Source organism: Leclercia sp. UBA1284 (genome assembly GCF_002308415.1).
In the GTDB taxonomy this organism is placed as follows: domain Bacteria; phylum Pseudomonadota; class Gammaproteobacteria; order Enterobacterales; family Enterobacteriaceae; genus Enterobacter; species Enterobacter pneumoniae.
Map to the genome: position 1 here is coordinate 57,240 of NZ_DBUS01000008.1, position 16,702 is coordinate 73,941.

The window sequence follows — 16,702 nt, forward strand, 5'->3', positions numbered from 1 at the left end:
GATGACGACATGGCAGTAACTTTTACGGACGTATGCGCCGTTGTACCGGCCGCCGGGTTCGGCCGACGCATGCAGACAGAGTGTCCTAAGCAGTATCTCTCAATTGGCGATAAAACCATTCTTGAACACTCCGTGGCGGCGCTGCTGGCGCACCCGCGGGTATCCCGAGTGGTGATCGCCATCAGCCCAGGCGATGCGCGCTTTGCCGCGCTCCCGCTGGCAAACCACCCGCAAATTACGGTCGTTGATGGCGGCGCACAGCGCGCCGACTCGGTGCTGGCCGGTATTCAGGCCGCCGGTGAGGCCGCATGGGTGCTGGTGCACGATGCGGCGCGCCCTTGTCTGCATCAGGACGATCTGGCGCGACTGCTGGCGCTTAGCGAGACCAGCAAGGTCGGAGGCATTCTGGCCGCGCCGGTGCGTGACACCATGAAGCGCGCTGAACCAGGCCTTGCATCCATTGCCCATACCGTAGAGCGCGTTGATTTGTGGCACGCGCTGACCCCGCAATTTTTCCCTCGCGAGCTGCTCCACGCCTGCCTGACGCGCGCCCTGAATGAGGGGGCGACCATTACCGATGAGGCATCGGCGCTGGAGTATTGTGGTTTCCATCCCACTCTGGTTGAAGGACGCGCTGATAATATCAAAGTGACGCGACCGGAAGATTTACAGCTGGCGGAATTTTATCTTACCCGTTCGACCCCTCAGGAGAAGGCATAATGCGAATTGGACATGGTTTTGACGTACACGCCTTTGGCGGTGAAGGCCCAATTATCATTGGCGGCGTACGCATCCCCTACGAAAAAGGACTGTTGGCCCATTCTGATGGCGACGTGGCGCTCCATGCCTTAACAGACGCGCTGCTGGGCGCGGCGGCGCTGGGTGATATCGGCAAACTCTTCCCGGACACCGACCCGGCATTCAAGGGGGCCGACAGCCGCGAGCTACTGCGTGAAGCCTGGCGCCGTATTCAGGCCAAAGGTTTTACCCTTGGCAACGTTGATGTCACCATCATCGCGCAGGCCCCCAAAATGTTGCCGCATATCCCACAGATGCGCGTGTTTATCGCCGAAGATCTCGGCTGTCACATGGATGATGTCAACGTCAAGGCCACCACCACCGAGAAGCTGGGCTTCACCGGCCGTGGTGAAGGCATTGCCTGCGAAGCAGTAGCCCTGCTGGTGAAGGCGGCAAAATGATCGAATTCGACAACCTCACTTATCTGCACGGTAAGCCGCAAAGCACGGGTTTACTAAAAGCCAGCCCGGAAGATTTCGTGGTGGTGGAAGATCTCGGCTTTGAGCCGGATGGGGAAGGCGAGCATATTCTGGTGCGGATCCTGAAAAACGGTTGTAACACCCGTTTTGTGGCCGACGCACTGGCAAAGTTCCTGAAGATTCATGCCCGTGAAGTGAGCTTTGCCGGGCAAAAAGATAAACATGCCGTCACAGAGCAGTGGCTCTGCGCGCGCGTTCCGGGCAATTCGATGCCGGATCTCAGTAAGTTTGAGCTTGAAGGCTGTAAGGTACTGGAGTACGCCCGCCATAAACGCAAACTGCGCCTCGGTGCCCTGCAGGGAAATGCGTTTACGCTGGTGCTGCGTGAAGTCAGCGATCGCGCCGATGTCGAAAAACGTCTGGCGGCCATCAGCGCCCAGGGCGTGCCTAACTACTTTGGTGCGCAGCGTTTCGGCATTGGCGGCAGTAATCTGCAGGGGGCGCTACGCTGGGCGCAGAGTAACGCGCCGGTTCGCGACAGGAATAAACGCAGTTTTTGGTTGTCTGCGGCCCGCAGTGCGTTGTTTAATCAGATTGTGAGTGAAAGGCTGAAAAAACCAGACGCGAATCAAGTTGTTGTCGGCGATGCGCTACAATTAGCGGGGCGCGGCAGCTGGTTCGTGGCCACGGCTGAAGAGATGGACGACCTGCAGACGCGCGTCGGAAACAAAACGCTGATGATTACCGCACCGCTTCCGGGCACCGGAGAGTGGGGAAGTGTGGGCGACGCGCTGAGCGCGGAGCAATCTGCGGTGGCAGATGCGCAGGAATTACAATCTTTGCTGGTGCGGGAAAAAGTGGAAGCGGCACGCCGGGCGATGCTGCTCTATCCGCAACAGTTGAACTGGAACTGGTGGGATGACGTAACCCTTGAGTTACGATTCTGGCTGCCGGCAGGTAGCTTTGCCACCAGTGTTGTCAGGGAACTTATCAACACTTCGGGTGACTATGCGAATATTGCTGAGTAACGATGACGGGATCCACGCCCCAGGCATACAGACACTGGCCAGGCATCTGCGCGAGTTCGCAGAGGTTCAGGTTGTTGCTCCCGATCGTAACCGCAGCGGTGCCTCTAACTCATTAACGCTGGAGTCATCGCTTCGCACCTTTGCTTTCGATAACGGCGACATTGCCGTGCAGATGGGCACACCGACTGATTGCGTCTTCCTTGGGGTGAATTCCCTGATGCGTCCGCGACCGGATGTGGTGGTCTCCGGCATCAACGCCGGGCCAAACCTGGGCGATGATGTCATCTACTCGGGTACCGTTGCCGCCGCAATGGAAGGCCGTCATCTCGGTTTTCCGGCCCTGGCGGTCTCACTCAATGGTCACCAGCATTACGATACGGCCGCTGCCATCACCTGCACGATTTTACGTGCCCTGAGCCGTGAACCACTGCGCACCGGGCGGATCCTGAATATCAACGTGCCCGATTTACCGCTCGACCAGATTAAAGGCATACGCGTTACCCGCTGTGGTAGCCGCCATCCGGCTGACCAGGTCATCCCGCAGCAGGATCCGCGTGGTAATACGCTCTACTGGATTGGGCCGCCGGGCGAGAAGTGCGACGCCGGGCCCGATACCGATTTTGCTGCCGTTGATGAAGGTTATGTCTCGATTACACCACTGCACGTAGATTTAACCGCTTACAGCGCGCAGGATGTGGTGTCAGGCTGGCTGGATCGTGCCGGGGTGAACGAGCAATGGTAAGTCAACGTGTACAAAGCCTTCTGAATCAATTACGTGCTCAGGGCATTACCGATGAGAAGGTGCTTGATGCCCTGGCTCAGGTACCGCGCGAGAAGTTTGTCGATGAGGCGTTTGAGCACAAAGCCTGGGAAAACGTCGCGTTGCCCATCGGGCAGGGGCAGACAATTTCGCAGCCCTATATGGTTGCCCGGATGACCGAACTGCTGGAACTGACACCGGAGTCCCGGGTGCTGGAAATTGGCACCGGTTCTGGCTACCAGACCGCGATCCTGGCGCACCTGGTGCACCATGTCTGTTCAGTGGAGCGCATTAAAGGGTTGCAGTGGCAGGCGCGTCGTCGCCTCAAACAACTTGATTTACATAATGTTTCAACACGTCATGGTGATGGCTGGCAGGGTTGGCAGGCACGCGCCCCGTTCGACGCCATCATTGTCACGGCGGCACCGCCCGAAATCCCGACAGCACTGCTATCGCAGCTGGATGAGGGCGGTATTCTCGTTTTGCCGGTGGGCGATGAACAGCAGCTATTAAAGCGTGTTCGTCGGCGCGGCGACGAATTTATCATCGATACCGTGGAAGCCGTGCGCTTTGTCCCTCTCGTAAAGGGGGAGCTGGCCTGAGACTCAGATTTTTCCAGGGTTATTCAGGCCAATTCAGCGTATCGTGGGGCGCAAAAGATTCGTGCCAACACGGATAATATTAAGTCACTGGTAGTTAACACATTCCTGGGGGATAAATGAGCGCGGGAAGCCCAAAATTCACCATCAGCCGTGTCGCGGCATTATCACTGGTTTCACTCTGGCTGGCAGGTTGTTCTAATTCAAACAATCCCCCTGCGCCGGTGAGCTCAGTTGGCGGCAATAGCGGTTCAGGTAACACATCCAGTGGAATGCTGATTACTCCTCCACCAAAGATGGGTAACTCTACAGCGCAGCAAACTCCGCAGATCCAGCCTGTTCAACGTCCTGTTGTCCAGCCGACGCAGATTCAGCCAGTGGAACAAGCTGTTCAGACCGAAAATGGCCGCATAGTATATAACCGCAAGTATGGGAACATTCCGAAAGGCAGCTATACTGGCGGCAGCACCTATACCGTTAAGCGCGGCGATACTCTGTTCTATATCGCGTGGATCACCGGGAACGATTTCCGCGATCTCGCCCAGCGAAACAACGTACAAGCCCCGTATGGACTGGAAGTAGGCCAAACGCTGCAGGTGGGCAATGCCACCGGTAAACCTCTGACGCCGGGTAACAGCGTTTCTGCGGCCGACGTCACCGCGCAAAATAACAGTGTGACCCCTGCACAAAAATCAAGCACAGTGGTTGCTTCACAACCTGTAATTACGTATTCTGAGGACTCAGGTGAACAGAGTGCTAACAAGATGTTGCCGAATAATAAGGGTACTGCGACCGTTGTCACAGCACCGGTTACGGCACCTGTGGTTAGCTCTACCGAGCCCACTGCCAGCAGTGTAACGTCCAGCTCGCCGATCTCTTCATGGCGCTGGCCGACTGACGGCAAGGTTATCGAGAACTTCTCTTCCTCCGAGGGGGGAAATAAAGGGATCGATATCGCGGGGAGTAAAGGACAGGCTATCATCGCGACCGGAGACGGACGTGTTGTGTATGCCGGTAATGCACTTCGCGGTTACGGTAATCTTATTATCATCAAACACAACGATGATTACCTGAGTGCCTACGCCCATAACGATACGATGCTGGTCCGGGAACAACAAGAAGTTAAGGCGGGGCAAAAAATCGCTACCATGGGTAGCACCGGAACCAGTTCTACACGCTTGCATTTTGAAATTCGTTACAAGGGGAAATCCGTAAACCCGCTGCAGTATTTGCCGCAGCGATAATTTGACGAGACATGCCAGTCAGGATGTTTCGTTCAGGGATCACGGGTAGGAGCCACCTTTATGAGTCAGAATACGCTGAAAGTTCATGATTTAAATGAAGACGCGGAATTTGATGAGAACGGAGCAGAGGCTTTTGATGAAAAAGCCTTAGTAGAAGAGGAACCCAGTGATAACGATTTAGCTGAAGAAGAGCTGTTATCGCAGGGCGCCACACAACGTGTGCTTGACGCGACTCAGCTTTACCTTGGGGAGATTGGTTACTCCCCACTGTTAACAGCCGAAGAAGAAGTTTATTTCGCGCGCCGTGCATTGCGTGGTGACGTAGCCTCACGCCGTCGCATGATTGAGAGTAACTTGCGTCTGGTTGTGAAGATTGCCCGTCGTTATAGCAATCGTGGTCTGGCTCTGCTGGATCTGATTGAAGAGGGTAACCTGGGGCTTATCCGTGCTGTTGAGAAGTTTGACCCAGAACGTGGGTTCCGTTTCTCAACCTACGCAACCTGGTGGATTCGACAGACCATCGAACGGGCAATCATGAACCAAACCCGTACGATTCGCCTGCCGATTCACATCGTGAAAGAGCTGAACGTCTATCTGCGTACTGCACGCGAGTTGTCCCATAAGCTGGACCACGAGCCAAGTGCAGAAGAGATTGCCGAGCAGCTTGATAAACCGGTTGATGACGTAAGCCGTATGCTGCGTCTCAATGAGCGTATTACCTCGGTTGACACCCCACTGGGTGGCGATTCCGAAAAAGCGCTGCTGGACATCCTGGCCGATGAAAAAGACAACGGCCCGGAAGACACTACGCAAGACGATGACATGAAACAGAGCATCGTTAAATGGCTGTTCGAACTGAACGCCAAACAGCGTGAAGTGCTGGCACGTCGTTTCGGTTTACTGGGGTATGAAGCTGCGACACTGGAAGACGTCGGCCGCGAAATTGGCCTGACCCGTGAACGTGTTCGTCAGATTCAGGTAGAAGGTCTGCGTCGCCTGCGTGAAATTCTGCAGGGGCAGGGTCTGAATATCGAAGCGCTGTTCCGCGAATAATTACCCTTTCGTCAAAAAAGGCCCGTCGTGAGACGGGCCTTTTTCTTTTGTGCTACCCCTGCGTCGTTTCGTGCAACAGACGCCAGGTGACTCCAGCACCTTCCTGATTAAGCACCGCGGTTGACCAACGTACGTTGACAGGCTGGTCCGGACGGGTTTGCGTCTCCCGGTAGTGCAGCACCGCGCCACCTTCCCATTCCTGCACCGTAGCGAGCTCATCGATAGCTATTTTCAGGCCGTGGCGACTGCCGCGCTGGTTTTGCAGGAAGCCAGCCAGTGCCGCATGGTCCAGATGAGTGCCGCCCGGTGGAATCATCATAAAATCCGGCCTGAAGCGGGCGAGCAGGGCGGTGATGTCGCCTTCGCCTTCTCCAAGCCACTGCTCGAGCGCAACGTGAAGATCAATAATTTCTTTTTCGTACGGGGTCATGATTTCTCCTGTTGAAGCTGCATCAGCACCTTCGCATTGTTAAGACGAATAACGGTCAGCAGGGGCAGTAAGGTTACGCCAGCGGCAAAAATAAAAGTACTGTGCCACGCCGTAATCGGCGGCAGGTAGTGCTGCGCCAGGCTAAGTAGCGCGGCCAGCACTAACGCCCCCAGAAAAAAACTCAGCTGACGGTTCAGGTTCCACAGCGCGCTGGCATCCGGCATCGCATCATGCGGGATAGTTAAAAACGCGCTGCTTTGCGCCGTGCTGCTGCACAGGCTACCTCCCGCACCCATAAGCGTAAATGCCAGCACCGGCAGTGCGAGCGGGCTCTCCGGGCCGACAGGGACAAGAAGCGCCATTCCCGTGGCCTGCAAAAGAGAGCCGAGGATAATCAGCGGTCGGGGACCCAGACGGTTGAAGTAGCGTCCGGTTGATGCGATCGCCACAAAAGAGGCCAGTGACCAGGGTAGCATCATCGCCCCCGTTTCGGCAGGCGTCAGTCTGGCGACGCTTTGCAGGTAAAACATGCCTATCACGTTCACGCCAATGAACGTGCCGGGAACGCACAGGTAGACCAGCATAGAAAACCGCAGCAGCGGATCTTTCAGCAGCGGGAGGTGAAGCAGTCGTCGCGTCACGATCTGCTGTGGTTTCTCGTCACGAAGCCATAGCCAGGCCAGCGTAAATGCGAGGGCAGCGACGGGCAGAGTCGCAAAAAATATCCATCGCCAGCCGAGCGTCTGCACCAGCACGCCGCCCAGCGCAGGTGAGCATGCCGGTGCCAACAGCGCCACCAGCATAACCGCTGAAGAGAGCCTGGCACGTTCGTGCGGCTTAAACTGCTGCCACGCCAGCGCCTGCCCAACCGGTATCAGCAGCCCGCCGCCAAGCCCCTGCACGACGCGCCAGGCGATGAGGCTGTCGAGTGTGGACGCCAGCCCCGCAGCGGTAGAAGCGGTACTAAACAGTAAAAGCGATAGCAGGATCAGGCGTTTGGGGCCTAGCAGGCGCGCCAGCATGGCGCTGAAGGGAATGACCAGCGTTAGCCCGGCAATATAGCCATTACTCACCCAGGCAAGTGCGGAAGACGTAGCGTCAAACGCCCGGCCCATAGCTGGAAAGGCCACGCTGGCGATGAACATGTTAATCAGGTCGAGAAAAAAGCCGAGCAAAAATACAACAGCAACCCTGGTGCGATAGGTCATGGGAACTCCTCCAGTGAGGCCGTATCGTAGCGGGCGGCAGAGAACAGATAAACGCGACAAAGCGCGATATACTGTCAAAAAAATTTTGACAATGAAAAGGCTGACGATGTTGAATTTGCAGCGCACAGGGATGTTTGTGGCGGTGGTAGAGAGCGGAAGTTTTACCGCTGCCGCAGATGTTATGGGGTTAACAAAAGCGGTTCTCAGTTTCAATATTCGCCAGCTCGAAGATGAGCTGGGCGTTACGCTGCTGCTACGATCCACCCGCCGGCTGCGCTTAACCGAAGCCGGGGAGCTGTTTTACCAACGTAGCGTGGCGCTGCTTCAGAACGCGGAGAAACTCGCGGATGATGTGCGCGCCAACCATGCCGGGCTGACGGGGGAACTGCGTATTACCAGCACTCCCGAATATGGGGCGAAGGTGGTGGTGCCCCTGCTGGCCGAATTTAGCCTTCAGCACCCGGAGCTACGCGTGCGGCTGGTATCATCTTCGCTGCACAGGGATCTTATTTCTGAACGTTTTGATGTCGCCATTCGGCTTGGGACGCTTGCAGATTCGCGCTATCACGCCGCGCTGATTTCGCAGTTTGCCATCTTGCCCGTAGCATCCCCGGCGTGGCTGCAGGCCCATCCTGTGGGATCACCAGAGGCGCTGGCGCAGGCTGACTGGATCATTCATGAACGCGTCGCTTCACCGCTGCGCTGGCAGCTACGCAACGCTGCCGGTGAGAGCGTCATGCTGGAGATAAAAAAAGCACCGCGATTATATGCGGACAGCGCGCAGGCATTAATGGCCTTTGCCCTGGCCGGTAGCGGTGTGGCGCTGTTGCCTGCGTGGCTGGCACAAAGTGCGCTGGAGGCGGGGCAACTGCTCCCCGTTTTACCGGAATACACTTTTGCCCAACAGGGCATCTATGCTGTCTATCCTGATGCCCAGCATGTTTCAGCAAAGGTGCGCACGTTTATTGATTTTATGCGTACCCGGGTTAACGCGTTATGATCCTGGTTTTGTCGGGCACCGCTCAGGTTCTTCTCTGTGAAGGTACCCTTCCAGCGCCCTCATCAAACGCGGATAAAAAAGAAAGCAGTGACGATGGTCGGCATGACCATGCTCGCCATTTTCCAGGCGGCAGGTTCTCTGCGGCTCCGCCGGTTCGCCGGCATCGCTTTGGGCTCATGGTCATGACGGTGAGAGCCAGCGGTTCCTTTCCTGGCTGCCAGAGAGTGATATGTGTTAGTGCTGGTGAGTTGCCGTTGGGCGCGTCGCTACAACTGCCGCTGAAAAACGGTCGTGACAGATGGTCAAAGCACAACGGCAACTCTGGTTGTAATGCCCATTAGTCAGCACGATGGAATCGTTCCGTTCACCTCATGTTCAGCGGAATATGGCATTACACCACTCGTGAACGTGACAAGGGGGACCGGCCGTGTATGAACCGGTCACATGGGGGACACTTTTTGACTCAATCGGCCCGGAGACCGCTGAGCCCTAAACCAGGCTCTTCAACCGGTAGATCCACTCCAGCGCCTGACGCGGTGTCAGTGTATCCGGGTCGAGATTCTCCAGCGCCTCAACGGCAGGCGACGTCTCTTCTGCCGGCGCAAGCAACGACATCTGCGTACCATCTATTTGGGTTGCCGCCGCGTTTGGCGACAGGCTTTCCAGCTCGCGCAGTTTCTGCCGTGCCCGTTTAATCACCTCTTTAGGCACCCCTGCCAGCGCCGCTACCGCAAGGCCGTAGCTCTTGCTGGCCGCGCCATCCTGCACCGTGTGCATAAAGGCGATAGTATCCCCATGCTCCAGCGCATCCAGATGCACATTCGCCACCCCTTCCATCTTTTCGGGCAACTGGGTTAGCTCGAAATAGTGGGTTGCAAAGAGCGTCAGCGCCTTGATTTTGTTTGCCAGGCTTTCAGCGCAGGCCCATGCCAGCGACAGGCCGTCGTAGGTTGAGGTCCCGCGGCCAATTTCATCCATCAGCACCAGGCTGTTTTCCGTCGCATTGTGCAGAATATTGGCGGTTTCGGTCATCTCCACCATAAAGGTGGAGCGGCCGCTGGCCAGGTCATCTGCCGCACCCACGCGGGTGAAAATGCGATCGATGGGGCCGATCTCAACTTTTTGCGCGGGCACGTAGCTGCCGATATAGGCCAGAAGCGCAATCAACGCGGTCTGGCGCATATAGGTACTTTTACCACCCATGTTCGGGCCGGTAATGATCAGCATACGACGCTGAGGCGACAGGTTAAGCGGGTTGGCAATAAAGGGCTCATTGAGCACTTGTTCCACCACCGGGTGGCGACCTTCGGTGATACGAATGCCAGGCTTATCGCTAAAGGTGGGGCAGCTGTAGTTCAGCGTATCGGCACGCTCCGCCAGGTTAACCAGCACGTCCAGCTCTGCCAGCGCGCTTGCGCTGAGCTGCAGATCGCCCAGATGCGGCATCAGCGTATCGAACAGCTCGTCATAAAGCTGTTTTTCCAGCGCCAGCGCTTTCCCTTTGGAGGTCAGCACTTTGTCTTCGTACTCTTTTAGCTCAGGAATAATATAGCGTTCGGCATTTTTGAGCGTCTGGCGGCGGACATAGTGGATAGGCGCCAGGTGGCTCTGCCCACGGCTAATCTGGATGTAGTAACCATGAACGGCGTTATAGCCGACTTTCAGGGTATCCAGGCCCAGGCGTTCGCGTTCGCGGATCTCCAGTTTATCGAGATAATCCGTTGCACCGTCTGCCAGCGCGCGCCACTCATCCAGCTCTTCGTTATAGCCAGGTGCAATAACGCCACCGTCGCGCACCAGCACCGGCGGGGTTTCAACCACAGCACGCTCCAGTAACTCGCGCAGCTCGCTAAATTCACCCATGGTTTCACGCAGCTTTTGTACCGGCGCACTCTCAACCTCAGCCAACTGCGCCCGCAGGGTGGGCAACTGCTGAAAGGCATGGCGCATACGGGCTAAGTCACGTGGGCGAGCGGTGCGCAGCGCAAGACGGGCAAGGATACGTTCGAGGTCGCCTACCTGACGCAAAACCGGCTGCAGTTCGGTAAAACGATCCTGCAAGGCGGCGATAGTCTGCTGACGACCGACCAGCGTTGCGGTATCACGCACCGGCATGTGCAGCCAGCGCTTGAGCATACGGCTCCCCATTGGGGTGACGGTGCTGTCGAGCACCGAGGCCAGGGTGTTTTCAACGCCCCCGGCCAGGTTCTGGGTGATCTCGAGATTGCGACGGGTGGCGGCATCCATGATGATGCTGTCCTGCTGGCGCTCCATGGTAATAGAGCGGATGTGCGGCAGAGCCGTGCGCTGGGTGTCTTTCACGTATTGCAGCAGACATCCCGCCGCGCAAAGGCCACGTGGCGCATTTTCGACACCAAAACCAATGAGATCGCGGGTGCCAAACTGCAGGTTGAGCTGCTGACGGGCGGTATCGATCTCAAACTCCCACAGGGGGCGACGACGCAGCCCGCGACGACCTTCAATCAATGCCAGCTCGGCAAAGTCTTCGGCATACAACAGTTCCGCAGGGTTGGTGCGCTGCAGTTCTGCCGCCATGGTTTCACGGTCAGCCGGTTCACTCAGACGAAAACGCCCGGAGCTAATATCCAGCGTGGCGTAGCCGTAACCTTTGCCGTCCTGCCAGATGGCGGCCAGCAAATTATCTTGTCGCTCCTGCAGCAGGGCTTCATCACTGATGGTGCCTGGGGTGACGATGCGCACCACTTTGCGCTCAACCGGCCCCTTTGAGGTCGCCGGATCGCCAATCTGTTCGCAAATGGCTACCGACTCACCCTGATTAACCAGCTTCGCCAGATAGTTTTCCACCGCGTGGTGGGGAATGCCCGCCATCGGGATCGGCTCGCCTGCAGAGGCGCCGCGTTTGGTCAGCGAGATATCGAGCAGCTGCGATGCGCGTTTCGCATCATCATAAAAAAGCTCGTAAAAGTCGCCCATCCGATAGAACAGCAGGATCTCTGGATGCTGGGCTTTCAGCTTCAGATACTGCTGCATCATCGGGGTGTGAGCGTCTAAGTTGTCGGTAGTGGTCATGGAGTGATGATGTCCATTTCTTTGAAAATAGTACGATTTAAGCGACGCAATGGTCATGAATTAAGGCTATTGTCGCATGAAAAAATGACCTCGCGCAGCAAAATGTGGCCCCTTTAGGCCGAGTTTTCGTTCATCAGCTCAATCACAATTTTGCCCTGCTCAACGCTAAGCTGCACCCGGGAGTGGGTTTTGAAACCCGCCGCTTCCAGCCAGTCGCCTTTCAGGTTCAGCGCGGCGTGCAGACTGTATCCTTTCGGCACTTTAGTCCGACGATCTTCGTGACGTCTGCGATAAGAACTTACGGTTAAATGACGAGACGGTTTTACAGTATTCAGTTCAGTCATTGCGGACTCCTTTCCTGGCCCTGAAGAAGAAAAAACACCTGTATAAAATGCCAGTAAAATCACCCAATGACAAACGCAGAGCTGCGAGACTGCTTCCAAAAACGGGATGCAAAAAATGAAATCAGGCTGAAACGCATAGCATGAAGAGGTATCATAGATGCAACTTATAAACAGGTGTGCTCACATGTCCGGAAAACGCATTACGCGCGAAAAAGAGACCATCCGCAAAATGATTGCGCGCTATGAGGCGCAATGCCCTCAGGCTGTAAGCGAAGAGGGGTATTATCAGGCGCTGAATGCCTATGCGGACAAGCGTCTGGATAAATGTATTTTCGCTGAAGAAAAACCGGCCTGTAAACAGTGCCCTGTGCACTGCTATCAGCCGGCGAAACGGGAAGAGATGAAACAGGTCATGCGCTGGGCCGGGCCGCGCATGCTCTGGCGTCACCCGATTTTGACCGTACGCCACCTCATCGATGACCGCCGTCCTGTCCCGCCGCTGCCCGAAAAGTACCGCCCCAAAAAGTAGCGCTTAGCGTCGCACCGGCCGGCAGATAAATATCATCGCCACGGCGCTGCAGAGTGGGAAACAGGCCAGTTGCAGCCAGGGATAGACCGCCTGGGGCGACGGGGTAAGGGCGTAATCGAGCTGGCTGCCCAGCAATAAGTTCCCTGCCAGCACGGCGCATCCCCCTGCGGTGGCGAGCGCGCCATAGTGCGCCCCCAGCGTCGACTCGCTGGCAAACCACGGAATGATATCTTTAGCAGCAGGCACCAGCAGCATCTGTCCGAAAGTCAGTAGGGTAACGAAACAGGCCGCCGGCAGAAGACGCAGCCAGCCATCGGCCGGGGGATGGCTGGCAAACAGAGCCACACTCACGAAAGAAGCGGCCAGCACGGCAAAGCCGACGGGCAGAATGCGCACCGCACCGGCCCGGCGGGCAACGCGTGCCAGGGGTAGCTGGAATACGATAATGAGCACGGAGGCCAGCATAAACAGCGGACCAAGATCTTTCTCGCTGCCGCCGGCTCGCTGAATCTCCACCGGGAGCGCCAGGTAGAGCTGGTTATAGCTTAAGAGCCAGGCGCTGTAAGCGATGATGAAGCCGACAAAGCGTGGCTGCCGGAAGGTGGTCCACCAGGGTGTGATGTGTAACGGTTTTTTCTGCGCGGAGGTGGGCAGGCAAAAGTGCAGCACCATCAGTGCCACTACAAAGACCCCTGCGCCCGCCAGCGCAATCTGGCGAAAACCGATCCCCGCCAGCAGTGCGCCGGCTACGGGTCCGAGCACAGCACCCAACTCACCGCAAACCGCAAACAGTGCGAACCACTCCGCACGGCTGCGTTTGCCTTCCGCTTCGCTACGCGTGCCCGCTTTGGCCAGCAGGGCTTCAATGGAAGGGGAGAAGAGCGCACCGCCAATGCCCGTCAGACAGGCACCGAGGATTATCGCCCCGAGGGAGTCACCCAGCGCCAGCAGCAAGTAACCCGCCACCCGCACCAGGCAGCCGAAAAGGATAACGCTACGCGCGCCAAAGCGGTCAGAGAGGGCACCGCCTACGATAAACATCCCCTGCTGGGAGAAGGTGCGTAACCCCAGGACAAGACCAATCAGCCCGCCTGAGAGCTGCATGTCATCGCGCAGGAAGATCGCCAGAAAGGGGACAACGGCGTAAAAGCCGATGTTGAACACAAACTGGCTGCCCAGTAAAACCGGTGGCCAGAGTTGTGTTGCCGGGCGCAAAGAGAGCATGGGCTTACCTGGCATCAGACGAGGAAATGGATATGTTTCTTGCCATGAAATGGCGATATTTCAATTTTCGTCTTCACGCGGAACACGTCCCACAGCAGATCTTCGGTGAGGATCGCCTGGGGTGAGCCGGTGGCAACAATCTGCCCTTTCTGCATAACAATCAGCGCATCGCAAAACATCGAGGCGTGATTGAGATCGTGGATCGCCACAATGCTGGTGACCGGCAGTTCACTGATCAACTGCATCAACTGCATTTGATGGTGAATATCCAGGTGATTGGTGGGTTCATCAAGCAGGATCTCGCTGGGGGTTTGCGCCAGCGCCCGGGCAATGTGCACACGCTGCCGTTCACCACCGGAGAGGCTTAACCAGCCCTGGGTGCTTTTTTCCAGCATATCCACCCGCTCAAGCGCCGCGTTCACGGTGGCATCATCGTGGCTGCTCCAGCCGGAAAACGCCGTATGGTGCGGAATACGCCCGAGCTTAACGACGTCACGTACCTGCATGTTGGCGTCGGTCATGCCGTGCTGTTCAACAAAGGCGACGCGCCGCGCCAGCTGCTTTTTATTGATACGTGCAATGTTATTGCCATCCAGAGCGACGGTGCCCGCGTGAGGGCGGCGAAGCCCGGCAAGCACGCGCAGCAGAGAGGATTTGCCCGAGCCATTTGGCCCCAGTAGGCCGACCGTCTGCCCCGGCGTGACCCGGAGCGAGACGTTATTGACGATGACCTTTTTGCCTACCTTCCAGGTAATGTTATCGGCGGTGATACTCATCACTTATTCCTTGAACGGTAGATAATGACGGCGAAGAAGGGTACCCCCACCAGGGCCGTTACGACACCCACCGGCAGGCTTTGCGGCGCAATCAGCATGCGGGAAGCGATATCGGCCAGCACCATCAGAATCGCCCCGGCCAGCGCACTGGCAATCAGAAGCGTACGGTGCAGGGGCCCAAAGAAGTAGCGCATCATATGGGGTACCACCAGCCCAACGAAACCGATCGAGCCTGCCATGCTAACGATGGTGGCGGTAATCAGCGCGGTGACGGTAAACAGGAGCAAACGGACTTGCGGTACGGCGATCCCCAGCGATGCGGCGGCATCGTCGCCAAAGGTAAAGGCATCCAGCGCGCGGGAGTAATAGAGACAAATCGCCAGCCCCAGCAATACCACGACTAATACCAGCTGGAATTCCGGCCAGCGCACGCCACTAAAACTGCCTAACAGCCAGAACATAACATCGCGTGCCTGCTGAGCGCTGGCGGAGGTGCTGATGGTGTATGCCGTGATGGCGTTAAACAACTGAGAGGCTGCGACCCCGGCCAGTATCGTGCGCTCATTGCCGCCACGCGCGCCGTTGGTCAGAAAGGCGACAAACGCAAAAGCTGAAAAGGCGCCGGCAAAGGCGCCCGCCGAGAGGGTGACGGCCCCGGAGCCAATGCCGAGAACCACGACCGATACCGCCCCGGTAGAAGCCCCGGCAGAGACGCCAAGCACGTAGGGCTCAGCGAGGGCGTTTTTCAGCAAGCTTTGCAGCACGGCACCGCAGATAGCCAGCCCTGCACCGCAGCACGCCGCCACCAGAGCGCGGCTAAGACGGAAATCCCAGATCACGCTCTCGTAGATACGGTTCAGGGGAACGTTGGTCAGCCCGGCTTTGTTAGCAATCGCGTAGTAGACGGTTTGCAGGGGGATAGAGAGCTCCCCCACGCTGACGCCCAGCGCAATCACCAGCAATAAAAGCACAACAGCCAGCACGGACGAGGTGGTAAGCAGCAGGCCTTGTCGACGTTGTTGCACCACTACCGTCATCAATTCAGCCCCAGCTTTCTGAGCTGCTCACCCACCTGCTCAGCACCGTAAATCGTGCGGATGGTAGGGTTCATCGCCTGGCCGTCCATAACGACGATATGCCCTTTTTTCACGGCGTCGAGCTGGCTGACGGCCGGATCGCTTTTCAGGAATTTAATCTTCTCTTGGGCACTATCGAGCGCCCAACGGTTGCGATCAAGGCTAGAAACAACAATCACGTCCGGGTTGGCAGCAATAATGCTTTCCCAGCCCACGGTCGGCCATTCCGTTTCAGAAGTGATGGCATTATGGCCACCCAGCACATTGGCGATAAAGCCGGACGCGCTATTTTTACCGCCGACATAGGCATCAGAGGAGGGGGAGGAGCTGGAGAACCAGAAGACGAACGAAAGGTCTTTTTTATTTTTGCTGAACTCAGTGCGCAGATCGGCTTCGCGTTTTTTGAAGTCGGCAATCAGCGCCTGGCCCCGATCTTCCACGTTGAAGATTTTTGCGAAGTCTTCGATCTCTTTATAAAGGAAGGTCATGTCCCAGAGTTTCTGACGGCTGCCGTACATATCACCAATGTCTTTTTTGGTAGCGCACATGCCGGGTGACATATAGCTGTTAACGCCTACTGTCTGCAGGTCTTCACGTTTGGCAACTTTACTCTCTGGCCCCAGCAGCAGCGGAAGCTGTGCCGGTACGAAGTCCGGATTCTGGGCGAGGACAGATTCGAGACCCGGGATTTCGACCGTCAGCGTTTTGATTTTTTCGTTTTTCGCCGCCAGTTCCGGCAGGACTTTGGTTGGCCAGAAAGCGCTGGCTACGACGTGATCTTCTAATCCCAACAACAGCAAAATTTCAACGGTATTCTGGCCCAGGGCGACGACGCGTTCCGGTGCTTTTGTAAACGTCTCTTTATAGCCGCAGTTCTCAATCGTCAGCGGATAAGTGGTCGCAAAGGCGGAGCCCGCAGTGGCGAGGAACAATCCTACTGCGCTGATGATGTTTTTCATGGAACGCTATCCTTCATTAATTTTATGTTGCGCTGCCCTGGTGGTGAGCAAGATGTAAATGAAACTCATTATTATGGCGAAGCTTTATACAATGTAATATATTAGGTGTCAATGAATGACAATAACGCTATGAAATCATTGGGTATTGTAAGGGCGGAAGGGGGCGAGGCGAAACAGCCGGGCGCACAGGTCGCCCGGTCGGGG

The 16,702-nt window shown here is 56.7% G+C and carries 17 protein-coding genes; 9 read left to right on the top strand and 8 right to left on the bottom strand.

Translation table 11 applies throughout. The features are described 5' to 3' along the window. Positions 1-9: 9 nt before the first annotated feature. The 7 genes from ispD to rpoS all read left to right on the top strand — a co-directional run bounded on the left by ispD (position 10) and on the right by rpoS (position 5,901). Positions 10-720, top strand: a complete 711-nt coding sequence (gene ispD, locus B3511_RS17805) for a 2-C-methyl-D-erythritol 4-phosphate cytidylyltransferase (protein ID WP_286783962.1) — start codon at positions 10-12, stop codon at positions 718-720. Continuing rightward, a complete protein-coding gene (gene ispF, locus B3511_RS17810; protein ID WP_040074259.1) occupies positions 720-1,199 on the top strand; it encodes a 2-C-methyl-D-erythritol 2,4-cyclodiphosphate synthase in 480 nt (159 codons plus the stop codon). The genes ispD and ispF overlap by 1 nt, the downstream gene beginning before the upstream one ends. Continuing rightward, entirely contained in the window at positions 1,196-2,245 is a 1,050-nt protein-coding gene (gene truD, locus B3511_RS17815) for a tRNA pseudouridine(13) synthase TruD (RefSeq protein ID WP_286783963.1), read from the top strand. The genes ispF and truD overlap by 4 nt, the downstream gene beginning before the upstream one ends. Beyond that, entirely contained in the window at positions 2,226-2,987 is a 762-nt protein-coding gene (surE, locus tag B3511_RS17820; protein WP_212476389.1) for a 5'/3'-nucleotidase SurE, read from the top strand. Before truD ends, surE begins: the two co-directional genes overlap by 20 nt. Then, positions 2,981-3,607 carry a protein-L-isoaspartate(D-aspartate) O-methyltransferase gene (locus tag B3511_RS17825; protein WP_040074262.1) on the top strand — a complete coding sequence of 209 codons (627 nt, stop codon included), beginning with the start codon at positions 2,981-2,983 and terminating at the stop codon, positions 3,605-3,607. The genes surE and B3511_RS17825 overlap by 7 nt, the downstream gene beginning before the upstream one ends. Before the next feature lie 116 nt (positions 3,608-3,723). Beyond that, on the top strand, positions 3,724-4,848 hold the full coding sequence (gene nlpD / locus B3511_RS17830) for a murein hydrolase activator NlpD (RefSeq protein ID WP_040074263.1): 1,125 nt from the start codon (positions 3,724-3,726) through the stop codon (positions 4,846-4,848). A gap of 60 nt (positions 4,849-4,908) precedes the next feature. Next, the gene (gene rpoS, locus B3511_RS17835) at positions 4,909-5,901 is read left to right on the top strand and encodes an RNA polymerase sigma factor RpoS (RefSeq protein ID WP_039029959.1); all 993 of its coding nucleotides are present in this window, start codon (positions 4,909-4,911) and stop codon (positions 5,899-5,901) included. Between the two features lie 52 nt (positions 5,902-5,953). On the opposite strand, the gene B3511_RS17840 is transcribed toward rpoS, so the two are convergent. Together B3511_RS17840 and B3511_RS17845 are read right to left on the bottom strand one after the other, a co-directional pair. Further along, positions 5,954-6,331 carry a DUF4440 domain-containing protein gene (locus B3511_RS17840; protein ID WP_212476386.1) on the bottom strand — a complete coding sequence of 126 codons (378 nt, stop codon included), beginning with the start codon at positions 6,329-6,331 and terminating at the stop codon, positions 5,954-5,956. Further along, positions 6,328-7,539, bottom strand: a complete 1,212-nt coding sequence (locus tag B3511_RS17845) for an MFS transporter (protein ID WP_286783964.1) — start codon at positions 7,537-7,539, stop codon at positions 6,328-6,330. The genes B3511_RS17840 and B3511_RS17845 overlap by 4 nt, the downstream gene beginning before the upstream one ends. Positions 7,540-7,645: 106 nt before the next feature. Here B3511_RS17845 and B3511_RS17850 point away from each other — a divergent pair, with 106 nt between their 5' ends. After that, positions 7,646-8,539: a LysR family transcriptional regulator gene (locus B3511_RS17850; RefSeq protein ID WP_286783965.1), complete on the top strand. Its 894-nt coding sequence runs from the start codon at positions 7,646-7,648 to the stop codon at positions 8,537-8,539. 489 nt (positions 8,540-9,028) lie between these two features. Here the strand turns inward: B3511_RS17850 and mutS are convergent, their stop codons facing one another. Beyond that, positions 9,029-11,590 (bottom strand): DNA mismatch repair protein MutS, encoded by a 2,562-nt coding sequence (gene mutS, locus B3511_RS17855; protein ID WP_212476379.1) that lies wholly within the window; start codon positions 11,588-11,590, stop codon positions 9,029-9,031. Between the two features lie 113 nt (positions 11,591-11,703). After that, positions 11,704-11,934: a SymE family type I addiction module toxin gene (locus B3511_RS17860; RefSeq protein ID WP_040074270.1), complete on the bottom strand. Its 231-nt coding sequence runs from the start codon at positions 11,932-11,934 to the stop codon at positions 11,704-11,706. A gap of 184 nt (positions 11,935-12,118) precedes the next feature. Here B3511_RS17860 and B3511_RS17865 point away from each other — a divergent pair, with 184 nt between their 5' ends. After that, positions 12,119-12,463 carry a nitrous oxide-stimulated promoter family protein gene (locus B3511_RS17865; protein WP_286783966.1) on the top strand — a complete coding sequence of 115 codons (345 nt, stop codon included), beginning with the start codon at positions 12,119-12,121 and terminating at the stop codon, positions 12,461-12,463. A gap of 3 nt (positions 12,464-12,466) precedes the next feature. Here B3511_RS17865 and B3511_RS17870 read toward each other — a convergent pair whose 3' ends face one another. Genes B3511_RS17870 through B3511_RS17885 form a run of 4 tightly spaced genes read right to left on the bottom strand, consistent with a single transcriptional unit; the run spans position 12,467 to position 16,498 of the window. After that, positions 12,467-13,687 carry an MDR family MFS transporter gene (locus tag B3511_RS17870; protein ID WP_286783967.1) on the bottom strand — a complete coding sequence of 407 codons (1,221 nt, stop codon included), beginning with the start codon at positions 13,685-13,687 and terminating at the stop codon, positions 12,467-12,469. A 14-nt stretch (positions 13,688-13,701) separates the two neighbouring features. Further along, positions 13,702-14,463 (bottom strand): ABC transporter ATP-binding protein, encoded by a 762-nt coding sequence (locus B3511_RS17875; protein WP_040074273.1) that lies wholly within the window; start codon positions 14,461-14,463, stop codon positions 13,702-13,704. After that, positions 14,463-15,500, bottom strand: a complete 1,038-nt coding sequence (locus tag B3511_RS17880) for a FecCD family ABC transporter permease (RefSeq protein ID WP_286783968.1) — start codon at positions 15,498-15,500, stop codon at positions 14,463-14,465. Before B3511_RS17880 ends, B3511_RS17875 begins: the two co-directional genes overlap by 1 nt. After that, the gene (locus B3511_RS17885; protein ID WP_286783969.1) at positions 15,500-16,498 is read right to left on the bottom strand and encodes an ABC transporter substrate-binding protein; all 999 of its coding nucleotides are present in this window, start codon (positions 16,496-16,498) and stop codon (positions 15,500-15,502) included. Before B3511_RS17885 ends, B3511_RS17880 begins: the two co-directional genes overlap by 1 nt. Positions 16,499-16,702: the final 204 nt, after the last annotated feature.

Excerpts from the sequence above, each read along its gene's own strand:
- B3511_RS17885 (WP_286783969.1), bottom strand. The coding sequence starts at position 16,498 with ATGAAAAACATCATCAGCGCAGTAGGATTGTTCCTCGCCACTGCGGGC.
- truD (WP_286783963.1), top strand. The coding sequence starts at position 1,196 with ATGATCGAATTCGACAACCTCACTTATCTGCACGGTAAGCCGCAAAGC.
- B3511_RS17850 (WP_286783965.1), top strand. The coding sequence starts at position 7,646 with ATGTTGAATTTGCAGCGCACAGGGATGTTTGTGGCGGTGGTAGAGAGC.
- nlpD (WP_040074263.1), top strand. The coding sequence starts at position 3,724 with ATGAGCGCGGGAAGCCCAAAATTCACCATCAGCCGTGTCGCGGCATTA.
- B3511_RS17845 (WP_286783964.1), bottom strand. The coding sequence starts at position 7,539 with ATGACCTATCGCACCAGGGTTGCTGTTGTATTTTTGCTCGGCTTTTTT.
- surE (WP_212476389.1), top strand. The coding sequence starts at position 2,226 with ATGCGAATATTGCTGAGTAACGATGACGGGATCCACGCCCCAGGCATA.
- B3511_RS17865 (WP_286783966.1), top strand. The coding sequence starts at position 12,119 with ATGTCCGGAAAACGCATTACGCGCGAAAAAGAGACCATCCGCAAAATG.
- B3511_RS17880 (WP_286783968.1), bottom strand. The coding sequence starts at position 15,500 with ATGACGGTAGTGGTGCAACAACGTCGACAAGGCCTGCTGCTTACCACC.
- B3511_RS17840 (WP_212476386.1), bottom strand. The coding sequence starts at position 6,331 with ATGACCCCGTACGAAAAAGAAATTATTGATCTTCACGTTGCGCTCGAG.
- mutS (WP_212476379.1), bottom strand. The coding sequence starts at position 11,590 with ATGACCACTACCGACAACTTAGACGCTCACACCCCGATGATGCAGCAG.
- B3511_RS17825 (WP_040074262.1), top strand. The coding sequence starts at position 2,981 with ATGGTAAGTCAACGTGTACAAAGCCTTCTGAATCAATTACGTGCTCAG.
- B3511_RS17860 (WP_040074270.1), bottom strand. The coding sequence starts at position 11,934 with ATGACTGAACTGAATACTGTAAAACCGTCTCGTCATTTAACCGTAAGT.
- ispD (WP_286783962.1), top strand. The coding sequence starts at position 10 with ATGGCAGTAACTTTTACGGACGTATGCGCCGTTGTACCGGCCGCCGGG.
- B3511_RS17875 (WP_040074273.1), bottom strand. The coding sequence starts at position 14,463 with ATGAGTATCACCGCCGATAACATTACCTGGAAGGTAGGCAAAAAGGTC.
- ispF (WP_040074259.1), top strand. The coding sequence starts at position 720 with ATGCGAATTGGACATGGTTTTGACGTACACGCCTTTGGCGGTGAAGGC.
- rpoS (WP_039029959.1), top strand. The coding sequence starts at position 4,909 with ATGAGTCAGAATACGCTGAAAGTTCATGATTTAAATGAAGACGCGGAA.
- B3511_RS17870 (WP_286783967.1), bottom strand. The coding sequence starts at position 13,687 with ATGCTCTCTTTGCGCCCGGCAACACAACTCTGGCCACCGGTTTTACTG.